Source organism: Pusillimonas sp. DMV24BSW_D (assembly GCF_011388195.1).
GTDB classification, from domain to species: Bacteria; Pseudomonadota; Gammaproteobacteria; order Burkholderiales; family Burkholderiaceae_B; genus Neopusillimonas; species Neopusillimonas aestuarii.
Genome location: NZ_CP049990.1, coordinates 1271535 through 1288503, shown reverse-complemented (window position 1 = coordinate 1288503; position 16969 = coordinate 1271535). Strand labels below are relative to the sequence as shown.

The following is a 16969-nucleotide window of genomic DNA, read 5'->3' as shown; positions in this document are numbered from 1 at the left end:
TAATAAAGTCTTTTCAATAGAAGAAAAGGCTTAAAACAATAAAAACGTTACAAGGATGAGACATGAATCTGGGCGCATTTCAACGCCAAGTACACCTTAGGCAACTTCGGCTTCTTGTGGGTATTGCTGAACAAGGCTCCCTTGCACGGGCTGCCGACGCTTTGCACATTACGCAACCCGCCGCCACTAAAACGCTTCGCCAACTGGAGGAAATTATTGGGTCCAGCCTGGTTGAACGTAGCGCGGGAGGGAGCGTACTAACCCCTTTAGGTCAGGTGTTGTACGAGCGTGCGCAAGCAATCATGACTGAAATTCGGGAAGCAGAAGAGGAACTAGGTTTGTGGCATGCCGGTGGCACAGGCCATGTGACACTGGGCGCCATGCCCGTTTCAACGCCCGCGCTTGTTCCAAAAGCGTTGCTCAAGCTTGCCACAGCCGCTCCTCGGGTCACCGTACAAGTTATTGAAGGCAGCTCCAACACCCTACTTGAAAGGCTGGCTCAAGGAGACCTTGATCTTGTCGTGGGGCGCTTTTGGCGTGGTGAAGATCCTTCCGTTATTACCGAAGCGCTGTATGAGTCGGCATTTCGGCTGCATGTTCGCGCTACCCACCCGCTAAGCGAAAACAAAACCCTTTCTTTAGCAGAGGTCTGTCGTTATACGTGGATGATGCCAACAACCGGTGCTCATATCCGAGCCGCCCTAGAAGACATGTTTCGCGCACTTCGTCTAACGCCGCCCCCGCACCAAGTGGAGTCGACTTCATACCAGGTTATCCGCCACATGATGCTGAATTCAGATGTAATCTCACCCTTACCTGTTGAGGCTTTCCTTGAAGACATTGAAGCGGGGCGCATGCGCTACCTCCCAGTAGACTTACCCCTGCGCCTTCCTCCTATCAGCATCTTAAGAAACAGCAAACGAGCACCTTCACCTGCGGTGTTAACAATGATGCAACAGTTACGCCAAGCCGGTACGGAAATGGGCATTTATCATTGAGCCCAAAAACTATTGGGCTCAATGTCAACGCTACACTGCCGTCAAAGTTTGAGGAATACGCGTATCTCGATCAGACTTTTGCTTATCAATAACAGAACTTTCTGCTTGTCTTAAACCACGCAACACCCGTTTATAGCGCTCAATTCCGACGTCTGACTCAAGACTCAACTCTTTCAGCGAGCGTCCAGACCGCAAAATGGCTTGTTGCTGAGCCCGAATCATGTCGTGATCCTGCTCTTGAAACGCATAACGACGCATTTCAGCAATCTGCTCACGGATTTCGGTATCAAGCGGTTCACCGTGATAAACCGGATTCTGACGAACCGCCACAAAGTGATACCAGCACGTTGTCTCTGTTTCTGGCGTTAGAAAATGAATACCATATACACCCGTCCCTTCCGAACGCGATGCGCCGGGTCGGGTTACGCCGTTATCATTGACCAAACAGGCAGGTGGTTGCCACGTAATTTTGGTCCACAAATCCACAGGTTGACCATCGCGCAGAAACTGCAAATCGTGGAACTTGGTAACCGGAACATTACGCGCCATGCGATCAACCGTTACACAATGGCCACTTTGTTCAACTTTGGTATCAGACTTAATCGTTGCTTCATTACCCAACAAGCCATCATGCAAGAAAGACGTATGGCTCAAATCCATTAGGTTATCAACGACCAGTTCAAAACCAGCCTCCATTTTCATCCAGTCGCGACGGCTGACCAGCTCGGGCGGTGCGTCATCGATCAACTGAAAATCGGGCACCAGATCGAGATCGGCGGGCTGATCACCCATCCAAATCCAAATCATGGAATGTTTTTCGGTGACGGGATAAGCACGCGTGTGCGCGGCCGCCGGGATGCGCTCTTTACCATGAGGGTTTCGCACGCAGGCACCCTCGCCATCGAACTCCAACCCATGATATCCGCAACGAATCTTACAACCGTCAACCAATGAACCTTTATGCAAAGGCGCAAATCGATGCGGACAAATATCGTCAAGGGCGGAAACAACGCCATTGTTTGATCGGAACAGGACAACCTGTTCATTCAAATAAGTACGGCCCACTATCTGGCCTGGCTTGAGGTCGTGGGACCACATCGCCGCATACCAGGTGTTACGCAGGTAATTCATAATTATGTCTCCGTAAAATCTTCAAAAATCATTTGGGCAGGCAACCCACAGGGCTTGGCACCCCTGATTTGTGATTTCAGTCTAGACAGACGGCACGTGATTGAATAGCATCTTTATAGTTAGTGGCGATAACCTGGGGTTAACAGTGAAGCTTGATCAATTGCGTTACATTCTGAAGATCGCCGAGGTAGGCAGCTTGCGCAAAGCTGCAGCGCTACTGGGAGTAAGTGCCCCGGCCTTAACCAAAAGCCTTCGACAACTGGAAGATGAACTTCAAGCCCCACTACTTACTCGCACCGCGCGTGGCGTTGTACTTACAGAATTTGGCCGCATCGTGGTTACTCGAGCCCGCACGGCATTTACAGAGATCGACCGCATTTCCGAAGAGCTTAAAAGCCTTCGCGGCGACAAAGGAGGTCATGTACGGGTAGCGGTTTCCCCGATCACCGCAGTCTCAATAATCCCTTCCGCTGTACAACGCTTTCGACGCACCTACCCGGAAGTAGTCATCACCGTCATGGACGGGCTGTATCCAAAGGTTCTACCACTCATTCGGGAACGAGATATTGATTTTGCTGTTGGCCCCTTGCCTGAGCCGATGTTGGGTCCCGAATTCAGCGTAGAACAACTCTTCCTGTCGGAAATAGGCATTAGTTGTCGAAAAGGCCACCCTTTGGAACACGCCACTTCTTTGGCTGAATTAAAAGACGCCGCATGGGCAACCTCTGGCCCAGAAGAAGGCCCTGGCAACCTGTTCAAACTGGCTTTCCAGCAACGCGGATTAGTGCCACCTAAAACCATTCTTCATTTTGAATCAATTTTGTCTTTATTAGCGGCCGCGTTAAAAGAAGATCTTGTTTTTGTGATGCCCAAAAAAATTGTCCAACACCCCTTTCACGTCAATGATATCTGCCGTATCCCTCTACAAGAACAATTCCCGGCCGTTCCCATTTACCTGATAAAAAGCAGTCAATCTCCTTTAACGCCGGTGGCGGAAGCCTTTGCCACCCAAGTGCGCCGTACACCTTTGAATTAGCCACTGACGCGCTCACGCCTTGAGTGCCGACCTGGGATAACTACCGATATTCCAACTGGTGATGCCAACATAACAATTTTTCAGTCGCTCTTTACCACTTCACTCTTTTAGACTGTCACTCAGGCAACCCGCAGTTTTTTGAATTAAACACTTGGTCCCCTTATTGTCCTTGCTGTCGCAGCAAGGTGACTTAGCATGTATACGTAAACAAACCACCGTATTAGTGTGGAAAAGGAGACATGATGCTTATTAAGAGAATTGCAGTTGCACTGGCGCTTTGGTTTACCGCCGGCATGACCCCGCTCAAGGCCGAGACAACCCTTCTGTTCAACGTGTTTGTTCCACGCTCGAACAACTTTCACGAAGTAACTGCGCAATGGGCTGAAGAGGTCAAGGCCGCCACCAACGGCGAAGTGACAATTCAGTTCACCGCGGGCAACATGGCCCCACCGCCGGAGCAACTTGAAGCAGTAAAATCCGGTGTGTTCGATATTGCGTTTATCGCCAATATCTTCCTGAAAAATAAAGCACCGTTGTTGCAAGCAACCATGTTGCCCTGGCTGGTTGATAAGTCGGAAAATGCCTCGATTGCCCTATGGCGTGTTTACAAAAAACATATTGAACCCAAAGCGCCCTTTCCCGATGCGCATTTGCTCACGTTGTTTCATTGGGAAGGCGGGCAGTTGGCCAGTATCACCGACACGAAAATCAACGACATCAAAGAGCTGAAGTCCCGGAAAATGTGGGCATTACCGGGCCCACCCGCCGACTTACTGAAAACGTTAGGCATGAGTCCCGTGGCCACTCCAGCCGTTCAAGTAGGAGAAATGGTATCCCGAAAAATTGTTTCTGGCTACATGGGTATTGCTCCTGAAATTGCACGTGATTTCAAAGCTGGGCCCTACACCAAAACCATTACGTGGTTCCCCCGTTCCGTCACATCCACCAGCTTCTCGGTTTTCATGAATCAAGAAAAATGGAACACGCTGAGCGACAAAAACAAAGAAGCAATTATGTCGGTTTCCGGCGAACATTTTGCTGCGATGGCCGGCGCTGCCAGCAACAAGGAAATGCAGGCGGCGCTCGACGAAATGAAAAAGAATGGCGTAGAAATTGTTCCTGCAAACCCTGACTTCTATAAGAAGATGCAAGCTGCGGCACAACCTCAGTTTGACGCCATGCGTAAAGAGGGTGAACGACTTGGCGTGAATGTTGATGCCATGCTGGAAGACTTTATTAAAGAATCGGAATCAATTAAATAACTAACCCGACTCATTAAAAAGGAGCCTGAGTATAAACGAGCTGCTGTTCCACCAGCACTTCAAATGGTTTTAGCACCGGCGAGAAATCACGCTCGGGCTCCCAAACTTCCAAGGTGCGCACAATCGCCTCAATGGTCGCAACGGCTTCGGGTTTTGGCGCTTTGCGAATGCGATAACGCGAGGGGTTACCCAACCCCAACGCAACGCGCGGCAAACTTTCAAGCGCCGGGTTTGCATAAACAATTTTGCGGGCTTTACGCCAAGTTCCATCGGGCACTATTAATAACGTTGGCTTGTCGGCTACGTGTTCAGCCAACGTCTGCGGCGTTTTTGCCGATTCGCCGGGAAACAGCAAATACACAGATGAAAACTCGGCCAGTTTTTCGCTAAGACCAGGAAATTGTTCACCCACCCAAAGATCACAATTTTGTATGCCCAAAGCAGCCAGACGACCCGTATTAAACGGGTGCCGGTCTTCTTCAGGGTGCTGCAAAATTAGTACCCGCGTGGTGCTGGGTACTTTTGCTATGTACTTGCAAACGCAGTATGGTTCGGGACGCCGACATTGTGGGCAATTGACGCGAGACATGAGTTTATTTTAATTGGCTATTCACAACCTCGCGGGCCTCTTGCATGAAAGCCTCAAGCAGGTCTTGTGCCGGCAGGCTTAGGGGCGCGTCGCTGCGCGAGACCGCATAAATAGTGGTGATGGGCAAAGGATCCTCAATCGGTAGAGACACCAGCCCGGCCCGGCGACCGTGACGGTTAAGAAAACTGCGCGGCATAATGCCAATGACGTCTTGTGTCGGCATCAGACTAAGCAGAGAAAAGAAAGATTCACATTCAAGAGGCACCTTGGGTGGTGGCATGCCGCGCTCTTCCAGGTGCAGATGCTGGGGGTCGCCCGGCCCGCGCGCCGGCCCCACCAGTATCCATGAAGCATCAGACAAATCCTTCAATTTACGCACCTTGGCCAGCGGGTGACCTCGTCTTGCTCCAATCACTTCCTGGCTGTGAAACAGTACCTGACAAAGCAGGTCGGCCCCAACCCCGGTTGCCGGCACAGGCCCTAAGACAAAGTCCAAATCACCACGCCGCAGCTGATGCAACGCCTGCGGATACAAAACATCGCGGATGCAAACCCTGGCGCGGGGCCAGCGCCTGCGAAAGCGCGCTACCGCCCCCGGCGAAAAAAGCACCGCTACAGCGGGTGATAACCCAACCGTAACCCGACCGGTTGTATTCCCCAGGTGTGAGGAAACGTCTTCATGCGCGCGTGCCACTTCCCGTATAACGGTGACCGCCCGGGCGGCCAGAAGCTCGCCAACCTGCGTCAGCCGAACCCCTTTGGCACTGCGCTGCACCAACGCGGCACCAAACTCTTCTTCCAGTCGGCGTAGTGACTTGCTTAGGGCTGGTTGAGTGATGTTCAGCACTTCCGCCGCAGCCCGAAGACTACCCTGCTCGGCCAGGGTAACCAAGAGTTCAAGTTGTTGTAGACGCATACGTTAACTCCATTCATGCGATAACCAATGGTAATCGACATGAAAAGAAAGCACTACTCGAATAAATGTCTGCTCCCTAGAATTGGTTTACAGAATGATTAATCCCCATGACACAAGCATCAGGAGGAGACATGAGTAAGCGCAAAGTGAAGAACATCCTCTTCATTATGTGTGACCAACTGCGCGCCGATTATCTGTCGTGCTTTGGCCATCCCACCTTGAAAACCCCCAATCTCGACGCACTGGCCGCAAAAGGCGTTTTGTTTGAGCGCGCCTATGTGCAATCGCCGGTCTGCGGCCCATCCCGCATGAGCTATTACACCGGTCGGTATGTTCATTCACACGGTGCCAGCTGGAATTTTGTTCCGCTTAAAGTCGGCGAAATGACAATAGGTGATCACCTGCGTCCACTTGGCGTGCAGTCGGCCATTGTGGGTAAAACCCACATGAGGGCCGACCTTTCCGGCATGGCCAGATTGGGCATTGACCCGAACTCGAAAATCGGACGCCGCATTGGCGAATGTGGTTTCGACCCCTACGAGCGAGACGACGGGATCCACCCCTATTCAGGTCATGACCCCGAACCTGCCTATAACCAATATCTAAGGGATCAAGGTTTTGAGGGTGATAACCCCTGGGAAGAGTGGGCAAACGCAACCGTCGATGATGAAGGGAATATCCGATCGGGCTGGTTTCTGAAATATTCCAACAAGGCGGCCCGCATACCCGACGAACACTCAGAAACGCCTTACATTACCCGGCGCGCCATGGACTTTATCGACGAAGCCGGTAATCGGCCGTGGTGCATGCACTTGTCTTACATCAAGCCGCATTGGCCTTATATTGCGCCCGAGCCCTATGCCGGCATGTTCAAGCCGTCGGATGCCTTGCCGGTGGTGCGCTCGGAAGAAGAAAAACACAACCCCCACCCTGTTTATGAAGCCATGATGCGCCATCGGGTTTCACAGACATTCTCGCGCGACGAGGTACGCGAAACGGTGCTTTGCGGTTACATGGGCCTCATTAAGCAAATCGACGACCAGTTGGGTCTGCTGTTCTCATTCATGGAAGAGCGCGGCCTGATGGACAACACCATGATCGTCTTTACTTCAGACCATGGCGATTACATGGGCGATCATTGGATGGGTGAAAAAGACCTTTTCCACGAACCGGTGATTCGCGTGCCGCTGATTGTGTACGACCCCGACCCCAGGGCCGATTGCACCCGAAACACGCGCAATAAAGCACTGGTAGAAGCGGTGGATTTGGCCCCCACTTTTCTCGATGCTTACGGCGGCCCCGCCGTGCCCCACATTATGGATGGACGTTCGTTGCGCCCCCTGCTTTTTGGCGAGCAACCAAAAGACTGGCGTCAGACAGTCATTTGCGAATACGACTACGCCTTCCAGGATTCTCGTATTGAACTAAACACGAAGGCGCGCCAGGCGTGGATGCGCATGATTTTTGATGGGCGCTGGAAATACGTGTTGTTTGAAAACTATCGTCCGATGCTTTTTGACCTGCAAAGCGACCCCAACGAATTTCACGATTTGGGTGAATCACAAGAGCACGAACACATTGAAGCGCGTGCGCGGCTTCACGAAGCGCTGTTCCAGTGGGCCAGGGCACCGCGTCAACGCGTCACCGTTACCGACGAAGCGATCGAGTCGGTCGAGGTACAGCCTCGTATTTCAGAAGGGGGCATCTTGATTGGCTACTGGGATGAAGAAGAGTTGGTAACCGCTCGACAAGGCTTCAAGCCCAGATTTGCTTCCACCAACCCCTTGGTGAAATCCACTTTAGACCGCCTGACGGCATAACCAGGAGCCATTCATCATGATTGAGACTTCATCCACCACCCTTGAAATCCCCGATATCACCCCGGCCAATGTTGGCCTGGATGGTGTGGCCTGGAATGTAATGGGACAAGTTTATGTACCTAAACAAGTGAGTGAAGAGAGCATCGCGTGGCATGCAACGTTTCCCATTGAAACGTTTGTTCCACCGCATACGCACCCGTTTCAGGACGAATATATTTTTGTTATTGACGGCCGTATCGACCTGCTTTTGGACGGCAAAAAAAGAACAGCCTCCAGTGGTGACCTGGTGCGCATGCCACGAGGCTTGCCCCATGCCTTCTTTAATAACTCAGGCGAAGCCGTCACAGCCCTGTTCTGGGCCGCCCCGGCCGGAAAATTGCTAGAGCTGTATCAGCGGCTGCACAACGTAACCAACCCGGCAGAGGCGACTCGAATCGCGCGTGACTACGACGTTATATTCGCGCCGCCTGTCTCGTCGGCTGCCAAAACAAGAGCAGAGCAAAACCCTGCCGAATAACTGCCAAAGCAGTTTCAAAATCTACAAACACCAAAGGAGACAAATCATGAATATCAAGAACTTGCTGGGTGCAGGCGTGCTGGCACTCGCCGCTGTCGGAACGGCCGCTCAAGCGGAAACCAAACTGCTGTTTAATATGTTCATGGCGCCGCAAGACCCATTCAACACCCTGGTGTTGAAACCTTGGGCGGAGGACGTCATCAAGGCAACCGATGGGCGTGTCAAAATTGAATTCGCCCCGGCCAGTATGGCCTCACCTCAGGCGCAGATGGATGCGGTTGAAAAAGGGGTTTTTGACGGCGCCTACATGTACCACGGCTTTCTGCAAGGCAGGGTAAAGCTTTCCCAAATCGCGCATCTGCCATTCATTAATGTTAATGCGAAGGGCAGCTCCATTGCCCTATGGCGCACCTACGAAAAATACTTTGCCAAGGCCAACGAATATAAAGACGTTCAGTTGCTGTCGCTTTTCACTTTTCCGGGCGGGCCTATTTACGGAATGAGTGACCCCGTCAAGTCCACGGCCGACCTTGACGGCATCAAAATTTATTCTGTTGCCGGTAATGTCGCCGACATGCTAACCAAAACAGGCGCGGGAGTCGTGGTTGCGCCGGCCGCCCGCAGTTACGAAATTATCTCGGGTGGCACGGTCGACGCGTTTGCGGGCTATCCGCTCTATAGCGCCACCGCATTCCATACCGCCCAATACGCCAAAGCCGTTACCGACATACCGGGGCAAATGTCGGCGCCCAGCTTCGCGTTGTTCGTCAACAAAAAACGCTGGCAAGCCATTTCCGAGGCCGATCGCAAGATTGTCATGGACTTATCCGGCGAGGCTTTTGCCGCTCGTCTGGAAGCCATTGACCAACTGGAAGCCCAGTTACGCAAAGATGTTGCAAACCAAGGCGTACCGTTCATGGAAGCAGACGAAAGCCTGATGACTGCTTTTCGTACGTACGGCAAGAAGTTGCGCGGTGACTGGATAACGGCAGCCGCTGAGCTGGACGTCGACGGTGAGGCTGCGCTTAAGTTCTACGAGCAGGAAGCCAAAGCGAACGCGCAGTAAACCTACCGGATACGACCATGACTACAAGAGCATTTGGTTTCAGCTATTTTGCTCGCGTCTTGGGTTACGTCAGTGCATTGCCTTTGGCATTAATTGTTGTACTGACGTTTTCCGACGTATTTGCCCGATATGTTTTCGCTCATCCGATTCCGGGCGCTTCGGAAATGATCCAGTTCGCGATGGCAATGGCCATTTTTACCGCCCTGCCGCTGGTGACCCACGCCGGTGGCCACATAACCGTTGACCTTTTTACCAGTGGTGTCAGCAACCGCAGGAAAGCCTGTTTACAAGTGCCGGCTGAACTGCTTAGTGGCGTTGCGCTGGCTGTTATCGCCTGGCGATTGTGGGTACAGGCCGGTGAATACGCAGGAAACAACACCGCAACAATCGTACTCGACTTAAACATGGCGCCTCTGGCCTATGCAATGTCGATTTTCTCGGCGGTGTCCGTTGTCGTTGCCGGCGTGCGCACCATTGAAGCCATGCGGGCCGTCGCAACGCCAACGGAGGTCCCCCAATGATTGCATCTCTGATTGGCTTCGGCATCCTGTTTTTGTTGGCGTTCGCGGGGGTACCGCTTGCTTTCGCAATGTTAATCGTTGGCACGGTTGGCTTTGCGCTGCTGCGCGGCAGCTTCGAGTCGGCTTATTCCATGCTGGCACAACAGGTTGTCGATGCATCTGCCAACGACGGCATGGCCGTTCTGCCCATGTTTATTTTAATGGGCTTGTTCGTACACAAGTCGGACCTGTCGGAAGATTTGTACAAAGCGGCCAATGCCTGGCTAGGTCATCTTCGAGGCGGTTTGGCGCATGCAACGGTTGCAGCGTGCGCGATATTCGCTGCGATCTCGGGCAGCTCTATTGCCACGGCCGCCACCATGAGCAAGGTAGCTATTCCTCCCATGCGCCGCCTGGGTTACCACGATGCGCTGTCGTGCGGCTCCGTCGCCTCGGCGGGCGTGCTTGGCGTTTTAATACCGCCTTCTGTACCGTTGGTGGTTTACGGGCTGTTAACCAACACCGACATTCGGCAGCTGTTTATTGCCGCCATTGTGCCAGGCCTGATGCTGGCTCTGCTGTTTGTTATTGCGGTTGTCGGCGTTGTTACGCTGCGTCCGGAATGGGGGCCCACCGGAGAGCGCAAAAGCTGGCAAGAACGGTTCGCGTCGTTGAAAAGTGTGTGGATGGTTCTTGTATTGTTCGTCGCTATTATTGGTGGTTTGTACGCCGGGATTTTCACGGCAACCGAATCGGCCGGTATCGGGGCAAGCGGCGCCTTATTAATCGGCTTGCTCAGACGCAAAATGACCTGGCCGACCCTGTTCGAATGCCTGAAAGACACGGCCCGTACCACCGCGATGATCTTCACCATTGTGTTCGGTGCATTCGTGTTCGCAAACTTCATCACGTTATCCGGCCTTACCGCAGCGTTGATCGACATGCTTCAGCAACAGAATATGGGCACGCTTGGATTGCTGTTGATGATGATGGTGATCTACCTGGTATTGGGTGCACTAATGGAAAGCCTGAGTCTGCTGATTCTGACTGCGCCTATTTTTCATGCCATTGCAACGTCTGTCGGCATCCACCCGATTTGGTTTGGTATTTTTGTGGTGATGATGATTGAAATCGGCCTGTTAACACCTCCGGTCGGCATGAATGTTTTCACGGTGAAAACGATGAATCCGGATGTACCAATTCGCACGATTTTCAAAGGCAGCATGCCTTTCGTGGCGGCAAATATGGTCGGGGTTGGCGTATTTATTGCGTTCCCTATTATCGGCGTGTTTCTGCTGCGCTGGTTTTAGGGTGGGAACAGCCCAGCCTATAGGTAGGATAAAAAAAGCCCTTGGTTCCAAAGAACCAAGGGCTTGCATCCTGGCGGACAGAGGGGGATTCGAACCCCCGATACGCTTTGAACGTATACACGCTTTCCAGGCGTGCGCCTTCAACCACTCGGCCACCTGTCCTTTTTCACTATCAACCACCAAAGTGAAGTCCGCCATTCTAACAGAAAAATGGCTTCTGCTGCATCAGCCGGCCTTCTGAACGCTTAGCATCCGCTCAACATAACGGGCAATGGTATCCACTTCCAGGTTCACCGAGTGGCCCGGTTTCAAGTGCTTTAAAGTGGTGACCTGTACCGTGTGCGGAATTAAATTAATACTGATCTGGCACCCGCCCTGGGCGTCGTCTTGCACGCTGTTTACCGTTAAGCTGACGCCGTTAACGGTAATTGAACCTTTATAGGCTAAATACTTTGCCAGGTGCGGGGGTACGTCAATGCGCAAGTCCCACGACTCCCCTACCGGGGAAAACTTTGCCACAGTGCCCAGGCCGTCTACATGGCCGGACACTAGGTGGCCGTCCAACGAATCGCCCACGCGCAGGGCATGTTCCAGGTTCACTTCACCCGGTTTGTCCAGCCCGGCTGTTTTATTCAAACTTTCACGAGACACATCTACGTCGAAGCTACTCTCGGCGAAAGACACCACCGTCATGCAGGCGCCTTGAATGGCAATCGAATCGCCCAGCTTGGTGTCTTGCAGCGGCAAGCCGCCGGTCGCAATGGTTAACCGTACACCGGCATTCTCATTACCTTCCTGCAATGGGGTTACTTTCGTAATGGCCCCAACAGCAGCCACAATGCCTGTAAACATAACTACTCCTGTTACCTGCTAACGAAACTGTGTTGTTAGCTCTTCGGTTAATTTAAGTTTGTGGCACTTGGGAAACGCTATGCACCAAGGCCTGCCAGTGTCCCTGGTGTCGCAAGCGCAGACGGATGTCGTCACCCAGCACCGCCTGCTCTACAAATCGGAAATCATCTTGATCGGTTAACGATTGACGCATGGGAATGGTGAACATTCCCCGTCCGGCCCCCAGAATTTTAGGTGCCATGTACACCAGCAACTCATCAACCAACCCGGCTTCCAGCAACGCACCATGCAAACTGGCACCCCCTTCCACATGCACTTCATTCACGTCGTTATGCCCCATCCATTGCAGCACAGCGGCCAAATCGACACGGCCGTCACGCTCGGGCATCACAACAGTTTGCACTTGCCGCTCGGCTAAACGCTGCGCCTTGTCGGCATCGTGGTCACACGTAAAAATCCAGGTGGGTGAACCGTTCAGAATACGGGCCGTTTCGGGTATTTCGAAACGGGTATCCACAACCGCGCGTATGGGTTGACGTGGGGTTTCAACAGCGCGCACTGTCATTTGCGGGTCGTCAGCCAGCACGGTGCGCAAGCCGGTTAACACCACGCTACTTCGCGCACGCCAATGGTGGCCGTCGGCCCGTGCCTGCGGCCCGGTAATCCATTGCGACAATCCGTTGGCCAAAGCAATTTGCCCGTCTATCGAGACGGCCGACTTCAACCATACCCAAGGCGTCTTGCGCGTCATACGCGAGACGAACCCTGGGTTCACTTCAAGTGCCCGTTCTACGCATATAGGCGCTTGCACCTGTATGCCCGCTTCACGCAAGCGACCAAAGCCCTGTCCCGCCACCAGCGGGTTGGGGTCGGGCATGGCCACAACCACGCGCGCCGGTTGAGCCTGAATAAGCGCATCGACACAAGGCGGGGTACGACCATAATGACTGCAGGGTTCCAGCGTAACGTAAATAGTGGTGCCGGCCACGCTGTGCCCGCGTGTTTGCGCCTGACGCAACGCCATGACCTCTGCATGGGGTCCACCGGCCTGCTGCGTCACACCCGCAGCAAGCAACTGATTGTCTTTAACAATTAAACACGCCACACGCGGATTGGGGGCGGTTAAGTACAACACTTCACGGCTTAGCTCAATAGCCAGCCGCATCCAATAGGCGTCGTCGGCGCCGGCGGGGGCCTGATGTACGGTAAGGGAAGGCTCAACCATAGTGCAAGACGGTACCGGAATTAGCCTTTGATTTCATCAATGGCTTTTACGAACTCGTTAATGTCTTCAAAGCTTTTGTACACCGACGCAAAGCGTACATAAGCAACCTGGTCTAATTTAATCAGTTCATTCATGACCAGTTCACCTACAAAGCCTGAAGGCACCTCGCGTTTACCACTGGTTAGCAAAGACTCTTCAATACGTGCAACTGCGGCATCTACCTGTTCGGTGCTAACCGGCCGTTTGCGTAACGCCAGCTTCAAACTGGCCCGCAGCTTGTCAAGATCGAACTCCGACCGCGTACCATTGCGTTTAACAACAGCCGGCATGGTGAGTTCCACCCGCTCATAAGTGGTAAAACGACGGTCACAGGCCGAACAACGGCGACGCCGACGAATGGTGTCGCCTTCTTCCGAAACACGGGAGTCAATAACCTGTGTGTCGGCGCTGTGACAGAACGGGCATTTCATGGTGTGTAACGACTTGCCCTACCCGCAACAAGCCGACCTTTCCTTAATAAGATTTAACGATAAACCGGCAAACGCGCGGTAAGCTCGTTCACACGGGCACGCACGTCGGAAATAACGGTTTCATTTTCGGGGTTGTCGAGCACATCAGCAATTAAATGGCCGGTGAGTTCGGCTTCGGCCTCTTTGAAACCACGGGTGGTCATCGCCGGTGTCCCCAAGCGAATGCCGCTGGTTACAAAAGGTTTTTCCGGATCGTTCGGAATGGCATTCTTGTTAACCGTAATATGTGCTTCGCCCAAAGCCGCTTCAGCCAGCTTGCCGGTAATGCCTTTGGCACGCAAATCAACCAGCATGACATGGCTTTCGGTACGGCCCGACACAATGCGCAGGCCACGTTCCACCAGCGTTTTCGCCAGCACATCCGCATTCTTTACAACCTGGGCGGCATACGTTTTGAATTCCGGTTGCAAGGCTTCCTGAAAAGCCACTGCCTTACCGGCAATAACGTGCATCAGCGGACCGCCTTGAATGCCGGGAAAAATGGCCGAATTGATGATTTTTTCGTACTCGGCCTTCATCATAATGACGCCGCCTCTTGGGCCGCGCAGCGATTTGTGCGTGGTTGAGGTGACGAAGTCGGCATGAGGGCACGGGTTGGGATACGCGCCCCCGGCTACCAAACCAGCGTAATGGGCAATGTCGACCATAAACAAGGCACCGTTGTCGTGTGCGATGCGCGCCATGCGCTCGAAATCGATACGCAAAGCATAAGCCGACGCACCACCAACGAGCAACTTGGGTTTATGTTCTTTGGCCAGCGCTTCCAGCTTGTCGTAGTCGATTTCCTCTTTTTCATTCAAACCATAAGGAATGAAGTTATACAGCTTGCCCGACGCATTCACCGGTGAGCCATGCGTTAAATGGCCCCCTTCAGCCAAATTCATACCCAGCACGGTATCACCGGGTTTAAGCACCGCCATGTACACACCCTGGTTGGCCTGCGAGCCGGAATTGGGCTGTACGTTTGCCGCTTCCGCGCCAAACAGCGCCTTAAGGCGGTCAATCGCCATTTGCTCCACGATGTCTACATACTCGCAACCGCCGTAATAGCGCTTGCCCGGATAGCCTTCAGCATACTTGTTGGTCAGCTGCGAGCCCTGCGCCTGCATGACGGCCGGGCTGGTGTAATTCTCGGAAGCGATCAGCTCGATATGCTGTTCCTGACGAACATTCTCTTTCTGAATCGCGGCCCACAAATCGGGGTCAACTTGATCAAGCGTACGGGAGCGGTCAAACATGAATCAATCCTAAAGGCGCGCAATAAATTGCGATCAGTAAAAGCCGAAATTGTACCGTGGTTTGGCTTTAAGCCGCCGCATCACGTAACTTCGGGTTCAGGCTGTACAGACCTGTGACGCTGGCTTTGCCAAGCACATGGCCCTCAATGGCCTGAAGAACGTCGGGACCGGTAAAAGCGTTATCAACCGGAACAGTTTCGATATCGAGCGCGTACACGGTAAAAACGTAACGATGCACAATAGCATCGTTCCAGGGCGGGCAAGGGCCGTCGTAACCAAAGTAGTCGCCATTCATGTCACGGTCTTCAGCGAACCATTGCGTGTAGTTATTGGTACCCTGACGTGTATTGTTCGGCGCCACGGGGCCGCCCTTACCGCGCGGAGTAATGCTGTCGCAATACTCCCCCTCTTTAATTTCGCGTACGTTCGAAGCAATATCCACCAACACCCAATGGTAGAAATCAACGCGGGGCAAATCGGCCGGCACTTCGCGGCCTTCCTGATTGACGTCGTCGGGTTTGCTGGGTACGTCGGGGTCATGACAAATTAAAACAAAAGAACGTGTCCCTTCAGGCACATCGGCCCACGCCAACTGCGGATTGACGTTGTCGGAAAGTGCAATGGGGGCGTTGCTATCGACCTTGCAAAAGGCGTAACGCTCGGGAATCCACTTTTGATCGGCAAATGATGTGCTGCTCAGTTTCATGCAAACCTCCTTGCTTTTATACCTTGCTTCAGATTAAGCCAGGGTAACGCGTGCGAACTTACGCTTACCTACTTGAATAACATATGTACCGGCGTTCAGCTGTAATGCTTTGTCTTCTACACGGCTCCCCTCAACCTTCACGCCGCCTTGCTCAACATTGCGCTGGGCCTCTGACCCCGATGCCACCAAACCGGCTTCACGCAATACCTTCAAAATACCTTTGGGGGCCCCATCCAGGCTTACTTCCGGCATATCGTCGGGTATGGCGCCGTCTCGAAACCGCGCCTCAAAGCGGGCGAGCGCTTCGTGCGCATCATTTTGCGTGTGAAAACGGGTCACAATTTCCTGCGCGAGCATCACCTTTATATTGCGCGGATTGGCGCCTTCTTCAACCTGTTTCTGCAACAAACTGATTTCGTCTTCAGAGCGGAAAGACAATAATTCAAAATAACGCCACATAAGGGTGTCGGAAATCGACATAAGTTTGCCGAACATGGAATCGGGTGATTCGGAAATACCAATGTAGTTCCCTTTGGACTTCGACATCTTGTCTACACCATCGGTTCCTTCCAGCAAAGGCATGGTAAGAATGCATTGGGCCTCTTGCCCATACTCCTTCTGTAACTCGCGGCCCACCAGCAGGTTGAATTTCTGATCGGTGCCACCCAATTCCAGATCTGCCTTCAACGCCACCGAATCATAGCCCTGCATCAGCGGGTACAGGAATTCGTGCACAGAAATGGGAATTCCCGATTTGAACCGCCGGGTGAAGTCTTCTCGCTCCATCATCCGGGCCACGGTATAGCGCGAGGCAAGCTGAATCATGCCGCGCGCACCCAACGGATCGCACCATTCAGAGTTGTAGCGAACTTCCGTGCGTTCGGGATCCAGCACCAGGCTGGCCTGGGCATAATAAGTTTGGGCGTTTTCCTGAATTTGCTCGGCCGTTAACGGCGGGCGGGTGGCATTGCGACCGCTGGGATCGCCAATCATGGACGTAAAGTCGCCAATCAGAAAAATAACGGTGTGCCCCAAGTCTTGCAACTGGCGGAGTTTATTCAATACCACCGTATGGCCCAGGTGGATATCCGGTGCGGTGGGGTCCAGGCCTAACTTGATCCGCAATGGCCGGCCCGTTTCACGGCTGCGTGCCATCTTTTTTACAAATTCGCTTTCTACCAGCAACTCATCGCATCCTCGCTTAACTACGCGCAAATCTTCTTCTAATTCAGGGGATAAAGTGACTTCTGAGGATGACATGACGTTACCGTAA

General features: G+C 52.9%; 17 protein-coding genes and 1 tRNA gene. 8 read left to right on the top strand and 10 right to left on the bottom strand.

Annotation, left to right across the window (positions count from 1 at the left end):
- The first annotated feature begins 62 nt into the window (after positions 1 to 62).
- Complete coding sequence (locus G9Q38_RS06240) at positions 63 to 998, top strand: LysR family transcriptional regulator (protein ID WP_166128958.1); 936 nt, start codon at positions 63 to 65, stop codon at positions 996 to 998.
- Between the two features lie 30 nt (positions 999 to 1028).
- Here the strand turns inward: G9Q38_RS06240 and G9Q38_RS06235 are convergent, their stop codons facing one another.
- Positions 1029 to 2129, bottom strand: a complete 1101-nt coding sequence (locus tag G9Q38_RS06235) for a Rieske 2Fe-2S domain-containing protein (RefSeq protein ID WP_166128956.1) — start codon at positions 2127 to 2129, stop codon at positions 1029 to 1031.
- Positions 2130 to 2274: 145 nt separating this feature from the next.
- Here G9Q38_RS06235 and G9Q38_RS06230 point away from each other — a divergent pair, with 145 nt between their 5' ends.
- Complete coding sequence (locus G9Q38_RS06230) at positions 2275 to 3165, top strand: LysR family transcriptional regulator (RefSeq protein WP_166128953.1); 891 nt, start codon at positions 2275 to 2277, stop codon at positions 3163 to 3165.
- A 239-nt stretch (positions 3166 to 3404) separates the two neighbouring features.
- Complete coding sequence (dctP, locus tag G9Q38_RS06225; protein ID WP_166128948.1) at positions 3405 to 4427, top strand: TRAP transporter substrate-binding protein DctP; 1023 nt, start codon at positions 3405 to 3407, stop codon at positions 4425 to 4427.
- Between the two features lie 13 nt (positions 4428 to 4440).
- On the opposite strand, the gene G9Q38_RS06220 is transcribed toward dctP (G9Q38_RS06225), so the two are convergent.
- Positions 4441 to 5016, bottom strand: a complete 576-nt coding sequence (locus G9Q38_RS06220; RefSeq protein WP_166128946.1) for a tRNA-uridine aminocarboxypropyltransferase — start codon at positions 5014 to 5016, stop codon at positions 4441 to 4443.
- A 4-nt stretch (positions 5017 to 5020) separates the two neighbouring features.
- The gene (locus G9Q38_RS06215) at positions 5021 to 5932 is read right to left on the bottom strand and encodes a LysR substrate-binding domain-containing protein (protein WP_166128943.1); all 912 of its coding nucleotides are present in this window, start codon (positions 5930 to 5932) and stop codon (positions 5021 to 5023) included.
- A 131-nt stretch (positions 5933 to 6063) separates the two neighbouring features.
- Here G9Q38_RS06215 and G9Q38_RS06210 point away from each other — a divergent pair, with 131 nt between their 5' ends.
- Genes G9Q38_RS06210 through G9Q38_RS06190 form a run of 5 tightly spaced genes read left to right on the top strand, consistent with a single transcriptional unit; the run spans position 6064 to position 11145 of the window.
- Positions 6064 to 7752: an alkaline phosphatase family protein gene (locus G9Q38_RS06210; protein WP_166128940.1), complete on the top strand. Its 1689-nt coding sequence runs from the start codon at positions 6064 to 6066 to the stop codon at positions 7750 to 7752.
- A gap of 16 nt (positions 7753 to 7768) precedes the next feature.
- Positions 7769 to 8269 carry a cupin domain-containing protein gene (locus tag G9Q38_RS06205; protein ID WP_166128937.1) on the top strand — a complete coding sequence of 167 codons (501 nt, stop codon included), beginning with the start codon at positions 7769 to 7771 and terminating at the stop codon, positions 8267 to 8269.
- A gap of 46 nt (positions 8270 to 8315) precedes the next feature.
- Complete coding sequence (gene dctP / locus G9Q38_RS06200; RefSeq protein ID WP_166128934.1) at positions 8316 to 9335, top strand: TRAP transporter substrate-binding protein DctP; 1020 nt, start codon at positions 8316 to 8318, stop codon at positions 9333 to 9335.
- A gap of 17 nt (positions 9336 to 9352) precedes the next feature.
- Positions 9353 to 9856, top strand: a complete 504-nt coding sequence (locus tag G9Q38_RS06195) for a TRAP transporter small permease (protein WP_166128932.1) — start codon at positions 9353 to 9355, stop codon at positions 9854 to 9856.
- The gene (locus tag G9Q38_RS06190) at positions 9853 to 11145 is read left to right on the top strand and encodes a TRAP transporter large permease (protein WP_166128929.1); all 1293 of its coding nucleotides are present in this window, start codon (positions 9853 to 9855) and stop codon (positions 11143 to 11145) included. Before G9Q38_RS06195 ends, G9Q38_RS06190 begins: the two co-directional genes overlap by 4 nt.
- A gap of 71 nt (positions 11146 to 11216) precedes the next feature.
- On the opposite strand, the gene G9Q38_RS06185 is transcribed toward G9Q38_RS06190, so the two are convergent.
- The 7 genes from G9Q38_RS06185 to tyrS form a co-directional block, all read right to left on the bottom strand.
- A tRNA-Ser gene (locus G9Q38_RS06185) sits at positions 11217 to 11307 on the bottom strand.
- Between the two features lie 63 nt (positions 11308 to 11370).
- The gene (locus tag G9Q38_RS06180) at positions 11371 to 11997 is read right to left on the bottom strand and encodes a riboflavin synthase (protein ID WP_166128926.1); all 627 of its coding nucleotides are present in this window, start codon (positions 11995 to 11997) and stop codon (positions 11371 to 11373) included.
- Positions 11998 to 12049: 52 nt separating this feature from the next.
- Positions 12050 to 13222, bottom strand: coding sequence for a bifunctional diaminohydroxyphosphoribosylaminopyrimidine deaminase/5-amino-6-(5-phosphoribosylamino)uracil reductase RibD (gene ribD / locus G9Q38_RS06175; RefSeq protein WP_228276208.1), 1173 nt, complete (start codon positions 13220 to 13222; stop codon positions 12050 to 12052).
- Positions 13223 to 13242: 20 nt separating this feature from the next.
- Positions 13243 to 13692, bottom strand: coding sequence for a transcriptional regulator NrdR (gene nrdR, locus G9Q38_RS06170; RefSeq protein ID WP_166128923.1), 450 nt, complete (start codon positions 13690 to 13692; stop codon positions 13243 to 13245).
- A 53-nt stretch (positions 13693 to 13745) separates the two neighbouring features.
- Complete coding sequence (gene glyA / locus G9Q38_RS06165) at positions 13746 to 14990, bottom strand: serine hydroxymethyltransferase (RefSeq protein WP_166128921.1); 1245 nt, start codon at positions 14988 to 14990, stop codon at positions 13746 to 13748.
- A gap of 67 nt (positions 14991 to 15057) precedes the next feature.
- Positions 15058 to 15696, bottom strand: a complete 639-nt coding sequence (locus G9Q38_RS06160; protein ID WP_114421235.1) for a YbhB/YbcL family Raf kinase inhibitor-like protein — start codon at positions 15694 to 15696, stop codon at positions 15058 to 15060.
- Between the two features lie 33 nt (positions 15697 to 15729).
- On the bottom strand, positions 15730 to 16956 hold the full coding sequence (gene tyrS, locus G9Q38_RS06155; RefSeq protein ID WP_166128918.1) for a tyrosine--tRNA ligase: 1227 nt from the start codon (positions 16954 to 16956) through the stop codon (positions 15730 to 15732).
- Between the last annotated feature and the right edge of the window lie 13 nt (positions 16957 to 16969).

Bases quoted from the DNA above. Each gene is read 5' to 3' on its own strand.
- G9Q38_RS06240 (WP_166128958.1), top strand. From the start codon at position 63: ATGAATCTGGGCGCATTTCAACGCCAAGTACACCTTAGGCAACTTCGG.
- G9Q38_RS06235 (WP_166128956.1), bottom strand. From the start codon at position 2,129: ATGAATTACCTGCGTAACACCTGGTATGCGGCGATGTGGTCCCACGAC.
- dctP (WP_166128948.1), top strand. From the start codon at position 3,405: ATGATGCTTATTAAGAGAATTGCAGTTGCACTGGCGCTTTGGTTTACC.
- G9Q38_RS06220 (WP_166128946.1), bottom strand. From the start codon at position 5,016: ATGTCTCGCGTCAATTGCCCACAATGTCGGCGTCCCGAACCATACTGC.
- G9Q38_RS06215 (WP_166128943.1), bottom strand. From the start codon at position 5,932: ATGCGTCTACAACAACTTGAACTCTTGGTTACCCTGGCCGAGCAGGGT.
- G9Q38_RS06210 (WP_166128940.1), top strand. From the start codon at position 6,064: ATGAGTAAGCGCAAAGTGAAGAACATCCTCTTCATTATGTGTGACCAA.
- G9Q38_RS06205 (WP_166128937.1), top strand. From the start codon at position 7,769: ATGATTGAGACTTCATCCACCACCCTTGAAATCCCCGATATCACCCCG.
- dctP (WP_166128934.1), top strand. From the start codon at position 8,316: ATGAATATCAAGAACTTGCTGGGTGCAGGCGTGCTGGCACTCGCCGCT.
- G9Q38_RS06195 (WP_166128932.1), top strand. From the start codon at position 9,353: ATGACTACAAGAGCATTTGGTTTCAGCTATTTTGCTCGCGTCTTGGGT.
- G9Q38_RS06190 (WP_166128929.1), top strand. From the start codon at position 9,853: ATGATTGCATCTCTGATTGGCTTCGGCATCCTGTTTTTGTTGGCGTTC.
- G9Q38_RS06180 (WP_166128926.1), bottom strand. From the start codon at position 11,997: ATGTTTACAGGCATTGTGGCTGCTGTTGGGGCCATTACGAAAGTAACC.
- ribD (WP_228276208.1), bottom strand. From the start codon at position 13,222: ATGGTTGAGCCTTCCCTTACCGTACATCAGGCCCCCGCCGGCGCCGAC.
- nrdR (WP_166128923.1), bottom strand. From the start codon at position 13,692: ATGAAATGCCCGTTCTGTCACAGCGCCGACACACAGGTTATTGACTCC.
- glyA (WP_166128921.1), bottom strand. From the start codon at position 14,990: ATGTTTGACCGCTCCCGTACGCTTGATCAAGTTGACCCCGATTTGTGG.
- G9Q38_RS06160 (WP_114421235.1), bottom strand. From the start codon at position 15,696: ATGAAACTGAGCAGCACATCATTTGCCGATCAAAAGTGGATTCCCGAG.
- tyrS (WP_166128918.1), bottom strand. From the start codon at position 16,956: ATGTCATCCTCAGAAGTCACTTTATCCCCTGAATTAGAAGAAGATTTG.